The 15,905-nt window shown below is 65.4% G+C and carries 18 protein-coding genes; 13 read left to right on the forward strand and 5 right to left on the reverse strand.

Annotated features, from left to right (window positions below; genetic code table 11):
• The first annotated feature begins 97 nt into the window (after nucleotides 1-97).
• Nucleotides 98-490: a carboxymuconolactone decarboxylase family protein gene (locus BDOA9_RS27960; protein ID WP_025037247.1), complete on the forward strand. Its 393-nt coding sequence runs from the start codon at nucleotides 98-100 to the stop codon at nucleotides 488-490.
• Here BDOA9_RS27960 and BDOA9_RS27965 read toward each other — a convergent pair.
• Together BDOA9_RS27965 and BDOA9_RS39075 are read right to left on the reverse strand one after the other, a co-directional pair.
• On the reverse strand, nucleotides 452-991 hold the full coding sequence (locus BDOA9_RS27965; RefSeq protein ID WP_025037248.1) for a hypothetical protein: 540 nt from the start codon (nucleotides 989-991) through the stop codon (nucleotides 452-454). The two genes, BDOA9_RS27960 and BDOA9_RS27965, sit on opposite strands and share 39 nt — an antisense overlap.
• 228 nt (nucleotides 992-1,219) lie before the next feature.
• Nucleotides 1,220-1,381, reverse strand: a complete 162-nt coding sequence (locus BDOA9_RS39075; RefSeq protein WP_167361691.1) for a hypothetical protein — start codon at nucleotides 1,379-1,381, stop codon at nucleotides 1,220-1,222.
• Nucleotides 1,382-1,642: 261 nt separating this feature from the next.
• Between BDOA9_RS39075 and BDOA9_RS27975 the strand changes: the two genes are divergently transcribed.
• From BDOA9_RS27975 to BDOA9_RS27995, 5 genes are all read left to right on the forward strand, one after another.
• The gene (locus BDOA9_RS27975; protein WP_025037250.1) at nucleotides 1,643-2,560 is read left to right on the forward strand and encodes an ABC transporter permease subunit; all 918 of its coding nucleotides are present in this window, start codon (nucleotides 1,643-1,645) and stop codon (nucleotides 2,558-2,560) included.
• Nucleotides 2,561-2,572: 12 nt separating this feature from the next.
• Entirely contained in the window at nucleotides 2,573-3,892 is a 1,320-nt protein-coding gene (gene livM / locus BDOA9_RS27980) for a high-affinity branched-chain amino acid ABC transporter permease LivM (RefSeq protein WP_025037251.1), read from the forward strand.
• The gene (locus tag BDOA9_RS27985; RefSeq protein WP_025037252.1) at nucleotides 3,889-4,722 is read left to right on the forward strand and encodes an ABC transporter ATP-binding protein; all 834 of its coding nucleotides are present in this window, start codon (nucleotides 3,889-3,891) and stop codon (nucleotides 4,720-4,722) included. The genes livM and BDOA9_RS27985 overlap by 4 nt, the downstream gene beginning before the upstream one ends.
• Nucleotides 4,719-5,456 carry an ABC transporter ATP-binding protein gene (locus tag BDOA9_RS27990; RefSeq protein ID WP_025037253.1) on the forward strand — a complete coding sequence of 246 codons (738 nt, stop codon included), beginning with the start codon at nucleotides 4,719-4,721 and terminating at the stop codon, nucleotides 5,454-5,456. Before BDOA9_RS27985 ends, BDOA9_RS27990 begins: the two co-directional genes overlap by 4 nt.
• A 151-nt stretch (nucleotides 5,457-5,607) precedes the next feature.
• Nucleotides 5,608-6,726: a branched-chain amino acid ABC transporter substrate-binding protein gene (locus BDOA9_RS27995; protein ID WP_025037254.1), complete on the forward strand. Its 1,119-nt coding sequence runs from the start codon at nucleotides 5,608-5,610 to the stop codon at nucleotides 6,724-6,726.
• A gap of 111 nt (nucleotides 6,727-6,837) precedes the next feature.
• Here the strand turns inward: BDOA9_RS27995 and BDOA9_RS28000 are convergent, their stop codons facing one another.
• On the reverse strand, nucleotides 6,838-7,224 hold the full coding sequence (locus BDOA9_RS28000) for a response regulator (RefSeq protein ID WP_025037255.1): 387 nt from the start codon (nucleotides 7,222-7,224) through the stop codon (nucleotides 6,838-6,840).
• Nucleotides 7,225-7,458: 234 nt separating this feature from the next.
• On the opposite strand from BDOA9_RS28000, the gene BDOA9_RS28005 reads away from it, so the two are divergent.
• Both BDOA9_RS28005 and BDOA9_RS28010 read left to right on the forward strand, forming a co-directional pair.
• Entirely contained in the window at nucleotides 7,459-10,284 is a 2,826-nt protein-coding gene (locus tag BDOA9_RS28005) for a PAS domain S-box protein (protein ID WP_152033504.1), read from the forward strand.
• A gap of 58 nt (nucleotides 10,285-10,342) precedes the next feature.
• Nucleotides 10,343-11,338 (forward strand): P1 family peptidase, encoded by a 996-nt coding sequence (locus tag BDOA9_RS28010; RefSeq protein ID WP_025037257.1) that lies wholly within the window; start codon nucleotides 10,343-10,345, stop codon nucleotides 11,336-11,338.
• Between the two features lie 114 nt (nucleotides 11,339-11,452).
• Here BDOA9_RS28010 and BDOA9_RS28015 read toward each other — a convergent pair whose 3' ends face one another.
• Entirely contained in the window at nucleotides 11,453-12,214 is a 762-nt protein-coding gene (locus tag BDOA9_RS28015) for an EF-hand domain-containing protein (protein WP_025037258.1), read from the reverse strand.
• Nucleotides 12,215-12,464: 250 nt separating this feature from the next.
• Here BDOA9_RS28015 and rpe point away from each other — a divergent pair, with 250 nt between their 5' ends.
• The 5 genes from rpe (at nucleotide 12,465) to BDOA9_RS28035 (ending at nucleotide 14,442) form a co-directional block, all read left to right on the forward strand.
• Nucleotides 12,465-13,166, forward strand: a complete 702-nt coding sequence (rpe, locus tag BDOA9_RS28020) for a ribulose-phosphate 3-epimerase (RefSeq protein WP_025037259.1) — start codon at nucleotides 12,465-12,467, stop codon at nucleotides 13,164-13,166.
• 47 nt (nucleotides 13,167-13,213) lie between these two features.
• Complete coding sequence (locus tag BDOA9_RS28025; RefSeq protein WP_025037260.1) at nucleotides 13,214-13,813, forward strand: hypothetical protein; 600 nt, start codon at nucleotides 13,214-13,216, stop codon at nucleotides 13,811-13,813.
• Between the two features lie 90 nt (nucleotides 13,814-13,903).
• On the forward strand, nucleotides 13,904-14,044 hold the full coding sequence (locus BDOA9_RS39080) for a hypothetical protein (protein ID WP_192859623.1): 141 nt from the start codon (nucleotides 13,904-13,906) through the stop codon (nucleotides 14,042-14,044).
• A gap of 5 nt (nucleotides 14,045-14,049) precedes the next feature.
• Nucleotides 14,050-14,229, forward strand: a complete 180-nt coding sequence (locus BDOA9_RS28030; protein WP_025037261.1) for a hypothetical protein — start codon at nucleotides 14,050-14,052, stop codon at nucleotides 14,227-14,229.
• Between the two features lie 24 nt (nucleotides 14,230-14,253).
• Nucleotides 14,254-14,442 (forward strand): hypothetical protein, encoded by a 189-nt coding sequence (locus BDOA9_RS28035; RefSeq protein ID WP_025037262.1) that lies wholly within the window; start codon nucleotides 14,254-14,256, stop codon nucleotides 14,440-14,442.
• Nucleotides 14,443-14,468: 26 nt separating this feature from the next.
• Here the strand turns inward: BDOA9_RS28035 and BDOA9_RS28040 are convergent, their stop codons facing one another.
• Nucleotides 14,469-15,902: a serine/threonine protein kinase gene (locus BDOA9_RS28040; protein ID WP_025037263.1), complete on the reverse strand. Its 1,434-nt coding sequence runs from the start codon at nucleotides 15,900-15,902 to the stop codon at nucleotides 14,469-14,471.
• Between the last annotated feature and the right edge of the window lie 3 nt (nucleotides 15,903-15,905).

Consider the following 15,905-nt stretch of genomic DNA (forward strand, 5'->3'; position numbering starts at 1 on the left):
CGCGTCATTGCGAGCGCAGCTAAGCAATCCAGAATTCCCTCCGCGATGACAGACTGGATTGTTTCGCTGCGCTCGCAATGACGAAGGAGGACACACCATGGACGACCAGAAGCGCCGCGATGCCGGCACGAACGTACGCCGCAAGGTGCTGGGCAATGCCTGGGTCGACAAGTCGATCGCGAACCGCAATGCCTTCAACACCGACTTCCAGGACCTGATCACCCGCTACGCCTGGGGCGAGATCTGGACGCGCCCGCATTTCGACGAGCGCACGCGGCGCGTGCTCGTAATCGGCACCATGGTCGCGCTCGGGCAATGGGACGAATTCCGCCTGCACGTGCGTGCGGCGCTGGCCGAGGGCGGCTTCACGCCCGATGACATCAAGGAGATCCTGCTGCAGCAGGCGATCTATTGCGGCGTGCCGGCGGCGAATCACGCCGTCAAGGAGGCCTCAGCGATTGTGCAGGAGCTCGGCCTGCTCAAGACCTAAAGCCTCAATATTCGGCGGCGCGGCGACCTCGGCCGCCTTCGGCGCAGCCGCCGGCTTCTCGATCACGACCACGATGGCCGCACCGAGCAGGAGCAAAAGCTCGGTGGCGTGCAGCCGAAGCGCGGCCAGCTCGCCGACCTTCGAAGCCATCACCATGCTGGCGAAGGAGATCAGGCTGCCGATCGCGAGCGCAATACCGAGCGCCTCGTCACTGCCGCCGCCCTTGCGGGTGCGGGGAATGCAGAGCAGCACCAGGTAGATCGAGAAGAACGCCACCACGGTCAGCCGCCCGAGCGCCAGCAGCCAGGCGGCACGCACCGTGTCCATGCCCGCCATCTGCAGATGGTCGCTCAGGTACAGCGCCACCGCGACGCTCGGCCGCTCGTAAAGCCCGTGCACGGGCGCAACAATGATGTTGAAAGCGACGACGCTCCAGACGGGAATGAAATAGGCCGCCAGCAGCGCGCCGTTGACCGAGCCGATCCGCCAATTCCTGAACATGCCGCTTCCCGCCTGGTTTGCCGAGCCTTCGATGGAAGGCGGCAGCCATGCCGGAGCTAACTCGCATCAGACTGTGGCGGCAATTTAAACCCTTTGTTTACCTTAACTGCCCCCTCGCGCGGCGTCATTCCGGATGGTGCGCAGCACCAGACCCGGAATGACTCTTCCGCAAAGAAAAGGCCCCACCTTCCGGCGGGGCCTCTCCTCACTCCTGGGCTCCCAAACTCGCTATTCCTGATCGCGCTGGCCGCCCTGCTGCTGGCCTGGGCGATCGCCCTGGCGCGGGTCCTGCTGCTGCTGTCCGGGTTTCTGGCCACCACCCTGCTGCGGGTTGCGCTGGCCGGGATTCTGACTTTGCTGACCCGGATTCTGGTTCTGCTGCTTCGTCATTCGGGGAAACTCCCTTGTTGGACGTCAGAACCAAGATAACGGCCGGCATCCACTTTGGTTGCCTCGGGAACCGGGTTCCTCGCAGCTCCCGGGAACCCGGCGGCGAAATGATCTCTGTACAAGCCTTTAGGCGGAGACCGGGCCAGTTGCAGCCGCCAGTTCCCTCCTGTTACAAAACCCAAACGCTCAAGGGCTGCCGGGGCCCAAGAACTCTCTGCAAGAGCTCCCTTTGAGCCGCGTCAAGTTTGGGTACGGCAGCTTATGGATTATTTCGCCCAGCAGCTCATCAACGGCCTCGTGCTCGGCTCCATCTACGGCCTGATCGCGATCGGCTACACGATGGTCTACGGCATCGTCGGCATGATCAACTTCGCCCATGGCGACGTCTTCATGATCGGCGGCTTCATCGCCCTCATCACCTTCCTGATCCTGATCTCGTTCGGCCTGACCGCGATCCCCGTCATCCTGCTGATCGTGCTCCTCGTCTCGATGGCGATCACCGCGCTCTACGGCTGGACCATCGAGCGCATCGCCTACCGGCCGCTGCGCCATTCCTTCCGCCTCGCCCCGATGCTGTCGGCGATCGGCATGTCGTTCGTGCTGACGAATTATTCGCAAGTGGCGCAAGGCGCCCGCGTCAAGCCGATCCCGCCCTTCATCACCGGCGGCTACACGCTGCACGAGAGCGCGGACGGCTTCGTGATCCAGCTCTCCAACATCCAGATCATGGTGGTCGTCACCACCATCGTGCTGCTGGCGATCTTCACCTGGCTGGTGTCGAGCACCCGGCTCGGGCGCGACATGCGCGCCTGCGAGCAGGACCAGACCATGGCGGCGCTGCTCGGCGTCAACGTCGACCGCACCATCTCCATGACCTTCGTGATCGGCGCCGCGCTCGCCGCCGTCGCGGGCCTGATGTACCTGCTCTATTACGGCCTGGTCGACTTCTTCATGGGCTTCGTCGCGGGCATCAAGGCCTTCACCGCCGCGGTGCTCGGCGGCATCGGCTCGCTGCCCGGCGCCATGCTCGGCGGGCTCGCGATCGGCCTGATCGAGACGTTCTGGTCGGCCTATTTCTCGGTCGAGTACAAGGACGTTGCGGCATTCTCGATCCTGATCGTCGTGCTGATCTTCATGCCGACCGGCCTGCTCGGCCGTCCCGAAGTCGAAAAAGTCTGACGGACCGGCCGCGTGACAGCTCCCTCCACCCACACGACCAAACCTTCGACGGGCACCGCCGCCCTCCTCAAGACCGCCTTCATCAACGCCTTCATCGCGCTGGTGCTGTTCTCGCTGATGGTCGGCGTCCGCACCGAGGCGGGCTCCGACGGCCAGCTCACCTACTGGACGCGATTCGGCGAGCTCGCCTCCCTCGTCGCCGCCGTGTTCGGCGGCTCGATCGTGATCGAGCTGCTCAGGCAATGGATCGGCCCGGCCGGCACCGCGAAGCTGGTGCCGCCAGCGTTGCAGACGGGCATGTCGCTGGTCGGCCGCTATCTGGCGCCCGCGCTGCTGATCTTCACGCTGCTTGTGCCCGTCATCTTCTATAACCAGCGCTATATCCTCGACCTCGCCATCCTCGTGCTCACCTACGTCATGCTGGGCTGGGGCCTCAACGTCGTGGTCGGGCTCGCCGGCCTGCTCGATCTCGGCTACGTCGCGTTCTATGCGGTCGGCGCCTATTCCTACGCGCTGCTCGCCACCAATTTCGGCTGGTCGTTCTGGATCTGCCTGCCGCTCGCCGGCATCCTCGCCGCATTCTGGGGCGTGCTGCTCGGCTTCCCCGTGCTGCGCCTGCGCGGCGACTATCTCGCCATCGTGACGCTCGCCTTCGGCGAGATCATCCGCCTCGTCCTGATCAACTGGCAGAGTCTGACCGGCGGACCGAACGGCGTATCCGGTATTCCGCGTCCGACCCTGTTCGGCATTCCGCTGAGCAACACCGACGATGGGCTGGCCGCCATGCTCCACATCGAGTATTCGCCGACCCACCGCATCGTCTTCCTGTTCTATCTGATCCTGGCGCTGGCGCTGCTCACCAATTGGGCGACGATCCGCCTGCGCCGGCTGCCGATCGGGCGCGCCTGGGAAGCCTTGCGCGAGGACGAGGTCGCCTGCCGCGCCCTCGGCATCAACACCACGACGACCAAGCTCACGGCATTTGCGACCGGCGCCATGTTCGGCGGCTTCGCCGGCGCGTTCTTCGCCACCCGCCAGGGCTTCATCAGCCCGGAATCCTTCACCTTCCAGGAATCTGCGCTGGTGCTCGCCATCGTCGTGCTCGGCGGCATGGGCTCGCAGCTGGGCGTCGCGCTTGCCGCGCTGGCGATGATCGGCGGGTTCGAGCTGTTCCGCGGCCTCGAGACCTATCGCATGCTGGTGTTCGGCTGGGCCATGGTGCTGATCATGATCTGGCGGCCACGCGGCCTGGTCGGCCATCGCGCGCCGACAGTCTATCTGAAGAAGGCGCAGGCCATCTCCTCCGACCTCGTCAAGGAAGGTCACGGATGAGCGGCGACAAGATCCTCGGCGTCGACCGGCTGACCATGCGCTTCGGCGGCATCGTCGCCGTGCAAGATCTCTCGTTCGCCGCCGAGCGGAAGAAGATCACGGCGCTGATCGGGCCGAACGGCGCCGGCAAGACCACGGTCTTCAACTGCATCACCGGCTTCTACAAGCCGACCGGCGGGTCCATTCGCCTGAGCCATGACGGCGGCAGGGAAATCGCGCTCGAGCGGCTCAATGACTTCCGTATCGCCAAGCAGGCCAAGGTCGCGCGCACTTTCCAGAATATCCGCCTGTTTCCCGGGATGACCGTGCTCGAAAACCTGATGGTGGCGCAGCACAACATGCTGATGCGCGCCTCGGGCTTCACCTTGCTCGGCCTTGTCGGCGCGCCTGCCTATCGCGAAGCCGAAAAGCGCGCGATAGATCTCGCCTCCGACTGGCTGAAGCGGGTCAATCTGCTCGACCGGGCAGACGATGCGGCCGGCAATCTCGCCTATGGCGATCAGCGCCGCCTCGAGATCGCGCGCGCGATGTGCACCGAGCCCGCACTGCTGTGCCTTGACGAGCCGGCTGCCGGCCTCAACGCGCGAGAGAGCGCTGCCCTGAACGAGCTCCTGCTTTCGATCCGCAACGACCTGGGAACGTCGATCCTCCTGATCGAGCATGACATGTCGGTCGTGATGGAGATCTCCGACCACATCGTGGTGATGGATCACGGCGTGAAGATCGCAGAAGGCACGCCGCGCGAGGTGCGCGACGATCCCAAGGTGATCGCCGCCTATCTCGGCACCGACGAGGAAGAGGCCGTGGCCGTGATGGAGAGCGGATCGTGACGGCGGCATCCCCCCTGCTCGCGATCCGAGGCCTGCGCGCGGCCTACGGCAAGATCGAGGCCTTGAAGGGCGTCGACGTCGACATCAATTCCGGCGAGATCGTGGCGCTGATCGGCGCCAACGGCGCCGGCAAGTCGACGCTCATGATGACGATCTTCGGCAAGCCGCGCGCCCGCGCCGGGCAGATCCTGTACGAGGGCAAGGACATCACGGCCGTCCCGACCCACGAGATCGCCCATTTGCGCATCGCGCAGTCGCCCGAAGGTCGCCGCATCTTCCCGCGCATGAGCGTCGCCGAGAACCTCCAGATGGGGGCCGACGTCACCGAGAGCACGCCGGCGGAACGGGAGAGCACGCTCGAGCGCGTGTTCGCCCTGTTTCCCCGCCTGAAGGAACGTTTCGCCCAGCGCGGCGGAACACTGTCCGGCGGCGAGCAGCAGATGCTGGCCATCGGCCGCGCCTTGATGAGCCGCCCTCGCCTGCTCCTGCTCGATGAACCCTCGCTGGGGCTCGCCCCGCTCATCGCGCGGCAGATTTTCGACGCCATCCGCACACTGAACCGGCAGGATGGCCTGACCGTGCTGATCGTCGAGCAGAACGCCAATCATGCCCTCAAGCTCGCCCATCGCGGCTATGTCATGGTCAACGGCCTGATCACGCTGGCCGGCAGCGGCGCCGAATTGCTGCAGCGCCCCGAAATCCGCGCCGCTTATCTGGAGGGCGGCCGGCACTGACCGCCCCCGCCCTGCGCGAGAATGCGGCTAGATATCTTGGCCTATGCCCGTATTTTGCCGGTGACTTCTCCTCGAATTCATTCAAGAATGGCGCCGGTTTGAACCGGGCCTGCCCGGCAACTTCCACAGGCGACCACCCGCGAGGTATCTCATGAAATCACTGAAGCTCATCGGTCTGGCATTCGGCGCATCGCTCGCGCTGTCGAGCGCGGCATTCGCGCAGGATGTCACCGTCGCAGTCGCAGGCCCGATGACCGGCGGCGAGTCCGCCTTCGGCCGCCAGATGAAGAACGGCGCCGAGATGGCCGTCGCCGACATCAACGCCGCCGGTGGCGTCAACGGCAAGAAGCTCGCGCTCAACGCCGAGGACGACGCGTGCGATCCGAAACAGGCCCGCTCGGTGGCGGAAAAGATCGCCGGCGCCAAGATCCCGTTCGTCGCCGGCCATTTCTGCTCGTCGTCTTCGATCCCGGCCTCTGAAGCCTATGCGGACGGTAACGTCCTGCAAATCACCCCGGCTTCGACCAACCCGCTCTTCACCGAGCGCAAGCTGTGGAACGTGGCGCGGGTGTGCGGCCGCGACGACCAGCAGGGCCTGATCGCCGCGCAGTACATCGCCAAGAACTACAAGGGCAAGAACATCGCGATCCTCAACGACAAGACCACCTACGGCAAGGGTCTTGCCGACGAGACCAAGAAGGCGCTCAACAAGGCCGGCATCACCGAGAAGATGTACGAATCCTACAACAAGGGCGACAAGGACTTCAACGCGATCGTCTCGCGCCTGAAGAAGGAGAACGTCGAGCTCGTCTATGTCGGCGGTTACCATCAGGAAGCCGGCCTCATCCTGCGCCAGATGCGCGATCAGGGCATGAAGACGGTGCTGATGTCGGGCGATGCGCTCGCCGACAAGGAGTACGCCTCCATCACCGGTCCTGCCGGCGAAGGCACGCTGTTCACCTTCGGTCCCGACCCGCGCAACAAGCCGACCGCGAAGAAGATCGTCGAGGCGTTCAAGGCCAAGGGCATCGATCCGGAAGGCTATACGCTCTATACCTACGCTGCGTTGCAGGTCTGGACGCAGGCGGTCAAGAAGGCCGGCACCACCGATGCCAAGAAGGTCATGGAGACCATCAAGGCCGGCAAGTGGGACACGGTGCTCGGCCCGATCGAAATCGACGCCAAGGGCGACCTCAAGCAGATCGACTATGTCGTCTACAAGTGGGACGCCAAGGGCAATTACGCCGAGCTCGGCGCCAAGGGTTCCTGATCGAGCGTTCCTGATCCCGGATGCTCTTCGAGTATCCCGATCAGCGATCCCCCGAAAAGGCTCCCGCCATCGCGACCACGCCCCGGCTTGCCGGGGCGTTCTTTTACCCGGTCAGACCGCGGCCGAGATCTCGCCGCCGGCCACCGCCTGGGCCTTGCGCAGGGCCTGCAGCAGATCGTTCGGCCGAAACGGCTTTTGCAGGCAGGCGACGTTGGCGAGATGGGGCGATTGGTCGATGAAATCGAGCGCCGTCATCCCGGATACCGCGACCACGGGCAGCGCCGGCGCGCGTTCGCGCAAGGCGGTGATGACATCGACGCCGCTGGTATCGCCGAGGAAGATGTCGACGATCGCCGCGTCAAAGTGGCTTTCCAAAAACGCCTTCAGCCCCGCCGCTCCGCTTTCGGCCTCCACGACCTCGAAACGATTGACCCGGAGCACGATCGCGACCATCGCACGGACGTCCTTCTGGTCGTCGATGATGAGAACGCGCGGCATGGGTGCAACTCTCGATCTCGAAACCAAAATCGCCTGTTTCAAACCTGGAACCCGGCGCAGCGGATGGGCATTATGACACCGCCCCGTAAAGCGCACCTTACCAATCTCTGTTCCGTGCTCTCACCGAAATTAGGTAAGCTGTAACCTTCGGTTGAGTCGTAAACCGGTTCCGTCACGACCCGCGCCCAAAAACCGCTACGATGAACGGATTGCCGGCGAATGAGACTAGCGGAGATGCTCAAACCCGACCTGCTCAACACCGACTCGCGCGGACTGGACGTGCCTGCGACGATCGACCGGGCCACCTTTCTGTCGACCCTGCCGGCCACCTCGGCCGACCGCACTGCAGCATTGACGATTGTCGGTGTGTCCGCCCTCCTGTTCGCCGCGGCCGTGCCATTTGCCGGTACCCCGCTCCTGCCGGTCCCCGCCTTCGTCGCCAGCTATCAATCCGCGCTGGCCGTGAGCGACATCGTCACGGCCGTGCTGCTGCTGTCGCAATTTGCGATTCTGCGGACCCGAGCGCTGCTGTGGCTCGCGGGCGGCTATCTCTTCACCGCTGCGGCGGCGCTGGTTCATGCCCTCACCTTCCCCGGGCTGTTCGCACCGACCGGACTGTTCGGTGCGGGCCGGCAGACCACGGTGTGGCTCTACATGATCTGGCACGCCGGCTTTCCGCTCTGCGTGATGGCGTATGCCTGGCTGAAGGAAAAGGACGGTGGACCCCGGATCCGCGGCGCGGCAAGCAACGCAATTTATGCCAGCGTGCTCTGCGTCGTCGCCACGATGGCCCTTTTCGCCTGGATCGTCACCGCGCAGCACGATCTGTTGCCGGTCCTGCTGAGCGAGGGCCGCTACACGGCGACCATGATCGGAGTCGTGTCCTTCGTGTGGTCGCTGAGCTTTGCCGCGCTGGTCTCGCTCTGGTTCCGCAGGCCGCATACGGTGATCGATATCTGGCTCATGGTGGTCATGTGCGCCTGGCTGTTCGACATCGCCCTGTCGGCGATCGTCAACGTCGCGCGCTTCGATCTCGGCTTCTATGCCGGCCGGCTCTACGGCCTCGCCGCGGCGACCTTTGTCCTCGCGGTGCTTCTGATCGAGAATGTCCGCCTCCAGGCGCGCACGGTAGGCCTCGTCGGAAGGCTGCGCCAGCAATCGGCCTCGGAACGCGACTATTTCGGCAAGCGCCTCGCGCTGTACGGCGCGGTCGTCGAATCGTCCAACGACGCGATCATCACCAAGTCGCTCGACGGCATCATCACCGGCTGGAACAAGGCCGCCGAACATCTGTTCGGCTACTCCGCCACTGAAGCCGTCGGCAGGCCGATCGACATCATCGTGCCGCCGGATCGCAAGGGCGAAGTCAGAGGCATGCTCAACCGGATCGCCAGCAACGAGTCGATCGCCCAGCACGAGACGGTCCGAATCCGGAAAGACGGCCGCCCGCTCGACGTCGTCCTGAACATCTCACCGCTGCGGACCGACGATGGAGAGATCATCGGCGCCTCCAAGATCGCCCATGACATCACCGAAGAGAAGCAGGCCAGAGAGAAGCTGCGCCGCGAGACCGAGGAACGCCAGCGCATCTTCGAGACATCGCAGGACCTGATCCTGGTCACCGACGGCTACGGCAATTTCGTCCAGGTCAGCCCGAGCGTGCGGAACATTCTCGGCTACAACCCCGAGGACATGGTCGGGCACAGCGCGATCGAGTTCATCCATCCCGGCGATCTCGAGAACACGCGGAGCGAGATGCGCGCAGCGCGCAGCGGCGCGGTCAAGCGCAGCTTCGAGGCGCGCTATTACCATTACGACGGTCACGAGGTCACGCTGAACTGGATGGGCACCTGGTCCGAGCCGGTGAAGCGCCACTTCTTCATCGGCCGCGACCTCACCGACAAGCAGGCGGCCGAAGCCCAGCTCCGGCAAGTCCAGAAAATGGACTCGATCGGCCAGCTGACCGGCGGCGTCGCACACGACTTCAACAACGTGCTGACGGTGATCACGGGCACGATCGGCATTCTCAGCGACGCGGTCGCCGACCGGCCCGAGCTTGCCGCCATCACCAAGCTGATCGACGACGCCGCCGAGCGCGGCGCGCAGCTGACCAAGCATCTGCTCGCCTTCGCCCGCAAGCAGCCGCTCCAGCCGCGCGAGATCGACGTCAACGCACTGGTGCTCGAAGCCGCCAAGCTCCTGCATCCGACGCTCGGCGAACAGATCACCATCATGCCGCAGCTCACCGAGGATGCCTGGCCGACGCTGGTCGACCCGGGCCAGCTCTCCACCGCGATCCTCAATCTCGCGCTGAACGCGCGCGACGCCATGCCCGACGGCGGCACCCTGGTGCTGGAGACCCGCAACATCTTCCTCGACGACGGCTATGCCAGCATGAATCCCGACGTCCTTGCCGGCAATTACGTGATGATCGCCGTCAGCGACACCGGCAGCGGAATTCCTGCCGAGCTGATCGACCGGGTGTTCGATCCCTTCTTCACCACCAAGGAGGTCGGCAAAGGCACCGGCCTTGGCCTCAGCATGGTGTTCGGCTTCGTCAAGCAATCGGGCGGCCACATCAAGATCTACAGCGAGGAAGGCCACGGCACGAGCGTGAAGATCTACCTGCCGCGCTCGACCGGGGTGCAGGAGACCGAGTTCGAGGCGCTCCAGAATGCGCCCCTCACCGGCGGCAACGAGAAGATCCTGATCGTCGAGGACGATGCGCTGGTGCGGCAGTATGTCGTGACGCAGGTCAGGAGCCTCGGCTACACTGCGCTCGAGGCCGCCAACGGCGCCGAGGCGCTCACGATCATCGACAGCGACGAGACCATCGACCTGCTCTTCACCGACATCATCATGCCCGGCGACATGAACGGCCGCCAGCTGGCCGACGAAGCGCACAGGCGCCGCCCCGATCTGAAGACGCTGTTCACCTCGGGCTACACCGAGAACGCCATCGTCCATCACGGCCGGCTCGATTCCGGCGTGCTGCTGCTGGCCAAGCCCTACCGCAAGTCCGAGCTCGCCAAGATGCTGAGGACCGCGCTCACGGGTTGAGCCCGCGGCATTGCTGCGCTATCGCAGGTCCTGAATTGCTCTCAACGACGAGGCCGCCTTGAAGAACCTTCTCACCGATATCGCCGGCGTCCGGGTCGGCCACGCGGAAGATTCGAAAGTCGGCTCCGGCGCGACCGCGATCATCTTCGATTCTCCCGCGATCGCCGCGATCGACGTTCGCGGCGGCGGCCCCGGCACGCGCGAGGATGCCCTGCTCGATCTCGCCAACACGGTCGAGCGGGTCGATGCCATCGCGCTGTCGGGCGGCTCGGCCTTCGGCCTCGACACCGGCGGCGGCGTGCAGGCCTGGCTCGCCGAGCAGGGCCGCGGCCACCGGGTTCGCGAAGCGCTGATCCCGATCGTGCCGGGGGCGATCCTGTTCGACCTGCTCAACGGCGGCGACAAGGCCTGGGGACGCTTCTCGCCCTATCGCGACCTCGGCTATGCCGCGGCGACCGCCGCCGGCGCGGATTTTGCGCTCGGCAGCGTCGGCGCCGGCTTCGGCGCCACCACCGCGACGTTCAAGGGCGGCCTCGGCTCGGCATCGGCCGTGACGCCGAGCGGAATCAAGGTCGCGGCGATCGTCGCCGTCAACGCCGTCGGCAGCGTCACCGTCGGCAATGGCCCGTGGTTCTGGGCGGCGCCGTTCGAGGTGAACGGCGAATTCGGTGGACGGGGCCTGCCGGACGAGTTCACCGAGGACATGCTCCGCATGCGCATCAAGGGCGGGCCTGCCGCGAGCGCGCGCGAAAACACCACCATCGGCGCCGTCGTGACCAACGCGGTCTTGACCAAGCCGCAGGCCAAGCGGCTGGCGATGATCGCGCATACCGGCTTCGCCCGCGCGATCTATCCGGTGCACGCCCCGACCGACGGCGACGTGCTGTTTGCCGCCGCCACGTGCGAGAAGCCGATCGAGCCGCTGGTTGGCCTCACCGAGCTCGGCACGATCGCCGCCAATGTGGTCGCCCGCGCGATCGCCCGCGGCGTCTACAGCGCGACGGCCCTGCCCTTTCCGGGCGCGCAGCTGGCTTGGAACGACCGGTTCGGCTAGAGCATGATCCGGCAAAGTGTGAAGCGGTTTTCCGAAAGGATCATGCTCAAACAAGGAACTAAAGCGCGATGACGATTCATCCAGATCTCATCGCGCTTTAACTTGGGGATGTGCTCACACGCTGATCGACATCGATGAGGTCGCTGATGCCGCGGTGGCCTGCGCCTGGCGCTGCATCATCTGCCCGAACCAGTCATAAGGCGAGTTGCCGCCACCTTTCGCATTCGACGAGCTGGCGGCGCCCGGCACCGTGGTCGACATCTTGAAGCCGTCGGCATAGGCGACGGTGGTGGTGGTCGAGCCGTCGGCATTGGTCGTCGTGGTCGACGTCGAGCCGCTGCCGGATTGCGACGAGGAATCCGAGCCATCGCCCGCGCCTTCCGCGTGCTGAGCGCCGTGACCGCCCCTCAGCGCCTTCGTCATCTCTCCGAGATTGACGCTGCCGTCCGCATTCGCATCCATCTTCGAGAACACGTCGTCGGCCTGGGCCAAGTTGGTGCCGCCCGCGCCGAGCGCGTCCTCGAACTCGGACTTGGTAATCTTGCCGTCGGCGTCCGCGTCGATCTGCGAGAACAGGTCCTTCAGCGCGGCCTCCCGGCCCTTCGACGTCGAGGATGTCGCGCCCGCGCCGTCGGCCGACTGGCTCTGCGCCGCGAACAGCGCGTTCATGGTCTCCGACGAGATCTGCGGATATTTGCCTGCATTGACCGACGAGGTCGCGCCGGTCGTGCTGCTGCTGCCGCTGTCGATTGCGAACGGATTGGTCGGCGCGCTCTGCGAGGCACCCGTCTTGTGCGCTGCCGACGACGATTTCGAGTTCGTCAGCGACTGGATCGCGTCGAGCGCGCTCGAGACCGCACCAAGGGCGAACAACATTGCACAACTCCAACAAGATGCGGCATGCCGCGACCAATGTTCTGCGGCTGAAGTCAGCAAGCGCCGTGCCATCGCGAAAAGCTCAACGAAATCCGCATCCGACAGGTCGTGCAGGCCGCGGGAACACCGGCAATTCGTGCCGCCGGCGGCAGAAATTTCCGCCCACAGGAAGCCCGCCCCTCCTGCATTGCCCGACACAAAGGCCCATGTTAGGCGAGGCCATTCGTCGTCCGCCCCTGGAAAACGCGCCATGATCCAAGCTTTCGCCCCCCGCCCCCTGGCCATCGCGCCCTCGATCCTGGCTTCGGACTTCTCCAAGCTCGGCGAGGAGGTACGCAGCGTGGACGCCGCCGGCGCCGACTGGATCCATCTCGACGTGATGGACGGGCACTTCGTTCCGAACATCTCCTACGGCCCTGATGTCATCAGGGCGATGCGCCCGCACACCAGGAAGATCTTCGACGCGCATCTGATGATCTCGCCCTGCGATCCCTATCTGGAGGCCTTCGCCAAGGCCGGCTGCGACCACATCACCGTGCACGCGGAGGCGGGTCCCCATTTGCACCGCTCGCTTCAGGCGATCCGCGCGCTCGGCAAGAAGGCCGGCGTCTCGCTCAATCCGGCGACGCCGATCAGCGCGCTCGAATACGTCCTCGACCTCGTCGACCTCGTGCTGGTGATGTCGGTCAATCCCGGCTTCGGCGGCCAGGCCTTCATCCCCTCCGCGATCAACAAGATCCGCGACATCCGGGCAATGGTCGCGGGCCGTCCGATCGACATCGAGGTCGACGGCGGCGTCGGGCCCGATGTTGCGGGCGCGCTCGCCGCGGCCGGCGCCAACGCTTTCGTCGCCGGCACCTCTGTGTTCAAGGGCGGCACGCAGGACGCCTACAAGACCAACATCGCCGCGATCCGCAACGCGGCACTTGAAGCCCGCGGCGAGGCGATCTGAGACCATCGCCATCCGAACCGGAGCTGCGGCCGCTACGACCAACGGGAATGGATGAACTCCGCGCCACCCTGTTTTCTGCCGGCCTGCGTCGTCTGCTCGCCGAATCCCTTCAGGATGGAGAGCAAGTGGTCTGGCAGGGCCAGCCCGACGGCATCGCCCACGCGACAATGTGGCGATTTCTCTGGTGGATCGGAATTCCCTGGTTGTTGCTGACCGTCATCGCCGTCAGCAACGATTGGATCGACCAGGCGACCCAACCTCTGGCGATGCTCGGAGTCGGGATGGTTGCAGCTCCGTTCGTGATGCTGCTGCAAGACCTGCAAACGCTTTTTGTGATCACCGACCGCCGCGCGCTGATCGTGCGCACGGCCTGGAGCAGACGCAGCGTGACGGCCACTTCGTTCGACGCCATGGATGCCGTGTTCGAGATCCTCGACATCGGCGGCGGCGTCGGCCACCTCAACTTTGCGTCAAGGCGCTCGACCCGTTCGCCCGATACCGACTACACCGGGCGCTACGGGTTTCGTTGTGTCCGAGACGCACCGCGCGTCCGGGATATCCTCGATCAAGCGCGCACCGGCAAGGCACGTCGGTCGCACCGGGGAAGAACTGCGGCTTCTACGGGTACTGCAACGCGCAAAGCTTAAAATTGTAGCCGTGGTCCGTACTCATCCGGACTTCACTGATTCGCGCAAATCACCGCAAGTGATTCCTGCCTGTTTTCGCGGGAGCACATCATGACGACGACCCTGGTTTGGACTGGCGTGGCGTTGTGGATCGGTTTCAGTGCGTTTGTCGTATTCGGTCCGTCGCCCGGACCGGTCGAGGCCCCGGCCCGTGCGGCCCGCAACATCCGCCGCGCCCGCGACAGGGGCTGACGCCCATGCGGATCGCCCTCGTGAAACGTCAGCCGAAACGCAAGTGCCGCATTCCGCGGCGTCCGCATGCGAACCTCGACTATTTCTTCGGCCGGCTCGAACGCCCCGAAGGCGAGCGGGGCGACGACAGCGGGCTCGAAACAGCGGAGCTGGATCAGCCGTTCCAGCCACCGTGCCGGCACTGAAGATTCTCTTTCCGGACTTGAGCCATGAAACCGCATTGCCCGAACTGCCTGAAGGAAATGACCAAGGCATCCGCGTCGCGTAACCTGTTCAATTGCGAGCCCTGCCGCGAGATCATCCAGTACTTCGGCGGCAGCGCGGATCACGGCGAGCCCGGCCCGCAATTCTCCTGGCCGATCCGCCGCAAGCGCGCCATGGCCGTCCACGCGGCCTGATCCAGCCCACAAATCGCCCGGCCGGCCTAACCTTCGACGGCCTCCGGCCCGCCGACGTCTGCCGCCATCCGCGGCGGCCGCACCACGGTGACGGTACAGGTCGCCTCCGAGGCCACCTTGGCCGACACGCTGCCGAGCAGGGTGCGGCGGAACGAGCTCTGCCGCGCGCCGATGATGACGTGGTCGACCTGGTTGACCTCTGCAAAGTCCAGGATCGCGGCGGCGGGATCGACCGCCTCCAGCACATGAGCCGACAGGCGGCTCTCGTCCAGCTTGAGCGGCGTTGCCCAATGCCTGAGCGCGACCAGGCGGTCGATATGCTTGTTGGAGCCCTGCTCGTCCAGGGTACGGTCGATCGCGATGCGGTTCAGCTTGAGCACGTTGACGCAGGCAAGCCGCGCCGAGGGCAAAGTGGCGAGGATGCGCTCGGTGGTCACGCGCAGCGCCTCGTTCAGCTCCGGAGCGCCCTCCGCAGTGTCGAGCGCAACGGCGAGGATCGGGCTCGATGCGATCTGGGCTGCGACGTCCGATTTCGCGCGCGGCGCCATGGCGCCCTGGTTGAAGCGCCGCCGCCAGACGAAGCCGAGGGAATCGCGCTTCAGCCGCTCCGAGCGCGCGGTGAGCTTGACCTGGTCCGGATGAGCGAGATCGAAGGCGAGCTGGGACGCCGTCGGATAGCGCCAGACCGGCTCGATCTCCAGACACCGCAACACCACCTCCTGAAGCCAGGGCGGATAGTCGGCGCGAAGCTTCCGCGGCGGATGCGGATCGCGCCACAGCCGGCGCCGCATCGCCCGCAGCGTCTCGCCCTCGCCGAACGGACGCTCGCCGGTGGTGAAGAAATAGAGCAGCACGCCGAGCGAAAACAGATCGCTGCGCGGATCGTCGCGCACCCCGAGCAGCCGCTCGGGAGCCATATAGGGCGCGGTGCCGTAAGGCAGGCGGAATTCCTCCTGCAAGAGGTCCGGCAGGTGGTTGTGATGCGACAGGCCGTAGTCGATCAGCACCGCCTCGCCGCTCTCGCGGGCCATGATGCTGCTCGGCTTGATGTCGTGATGGATCACGTTCTGCCGGTGCAGATCGGCAAGCGCCGTCGCGATCCTGGCGACGAGCTGCCGCGCCTCGTCATAAGGCAGCGGCAGGTCGGGGAGCCGCTTGTACAGCGTGGCGCCTGGAATACGCTCGATCACGACATAGGCCTGGCGGGCGAAATCGCCGGTGCCGAAGCAGGCCGGCACGTGCGGCCCCGCAAGCCGCGGCAGGATCATCATCTCCATCTCGAAGGAGACGATCGCGGCGGGGTCCTCGCCCTCCGAGACCCGCGGGATCTTCATCAGCAGGGGCACGTCGATGCCGGGATGGGTGACGGTCCACAGCGTCGCCATGCCGCCGGCATGCACGCATTCGCCGATCGTATAGCCGTCGATCTCCGCGCCTGATTTGACCAGGGGTTTCGGCATCGC

Source organism: Bradyrhizobium sp. DOA9 (assembly GCF_000617845.2).
GTDB lineage: Bacteria > Pseudomonadota > Alphaproteobacteria > Rhizobiales > Xanthobacteraceae > Bradyrhizobium.

Coding starts and splice junctions, on each gene's coding strand:
- BDOA9_RS27960 (WP_025037247.1), top strand. CDS start 98: ATGGACGACCAGAAGCGCCGCGATGCCGGCACGAACGTACGCCGCAAG.
- BDOA9_RS27965 (WP_025037248.1), bottom strand. CDS start 991: ATGTTCAGGAATTGGCGGATCGGCTCGGTCAACGGCGCGCTGCTGGCG.
- BDOA9_RS39075 (WP_167361691.1), bottom strand. CDS start 1,381: ATGACGAAGCAGCAGAACCAGAATCCGGGTCAGCAAAGTCAGAATCCC.
- BDOA9_RS27975 (WP_025037250.1), top strand. CDS start 1,643: ATGGATTATTTCGCCCAGCAGCTCATCAACGGCCTCGTGCTCGGCTCC.
- BDOA9_RS27985 (WP_025037252.1), top strand. CDS start 3,889: ATGAGCGGCGACAAGATCCTCGGCGTCGACCGGCTGACCATGCGCTTC.
- BDOA9_RS27995 (WP_025037254.1), top strand. CDS start 5,608: ATGAAATCACTGAAGCTCATCGGTCTGGCATTCGGCGCATCGCTCGCG.
- BDOA9_RS28000 (WP_025037255.1), bottom strand. CDS start 7,224: ATGCCGCGCGTTCTCATCATCGACGACCAGAAGGACGTCCGTGCGATG.
- BDOA9_RS28005 (WP_152033504.1), top strand. CDS start 7,459: ATGCTCAAACCCGACCTGCTCAACACCGACTCGCGCGGACTGGACGTG.
- BDOA9_RS28015 (WP_025037258.1), bottom strand. CDS start 12,214: ATGTTGTTCGCCCTTGGTGCGGTCTCGAGCGCGCTCGACGCGATCCAG.
- rpe (WP_025037259.1), top strand. CDS start 12,465: ATGATCCAAGCTTTCGCCCCCCGCCCCCTGGCCATCGCGCCCTCGATC.
- BDOA9_RS28025 (WP_025037260.1), top strand. CDS start 13,214: ATGGATGAACTCCGCGCCACCCTGTTTTCTGCCGGCCTGCGTCGTCTG.
- BDOA9_RS39080 (WP_192859623.1), top strand. CDS start 13,904: ATGACGACGACCCTGGTTTGGACTGGCGTGGCGTTGTGGATCGGTTTC.
- BDOA9_RS28030 (WP_025037261.1), top strand. CDS start 14,050: ATGCGGATCGCCCTCGTGAAACGTCAGCCGAAACGCAAGTGCCGCATT.
- BDOA9_RS28035 (WP_025037262.1), top strand. CDS start 14,254: ATGAAACCGCATTGCCCGAACTGCCTGAAGGAAATGACCAAGGCATCC.
- BDOA9_RS28040 (WP_025037263.1), bottom strand. CDS start 15,902: ATGCCGAAACCCCTGGTCAAATCAGGCGCGGAGATCGACGGCTATACG.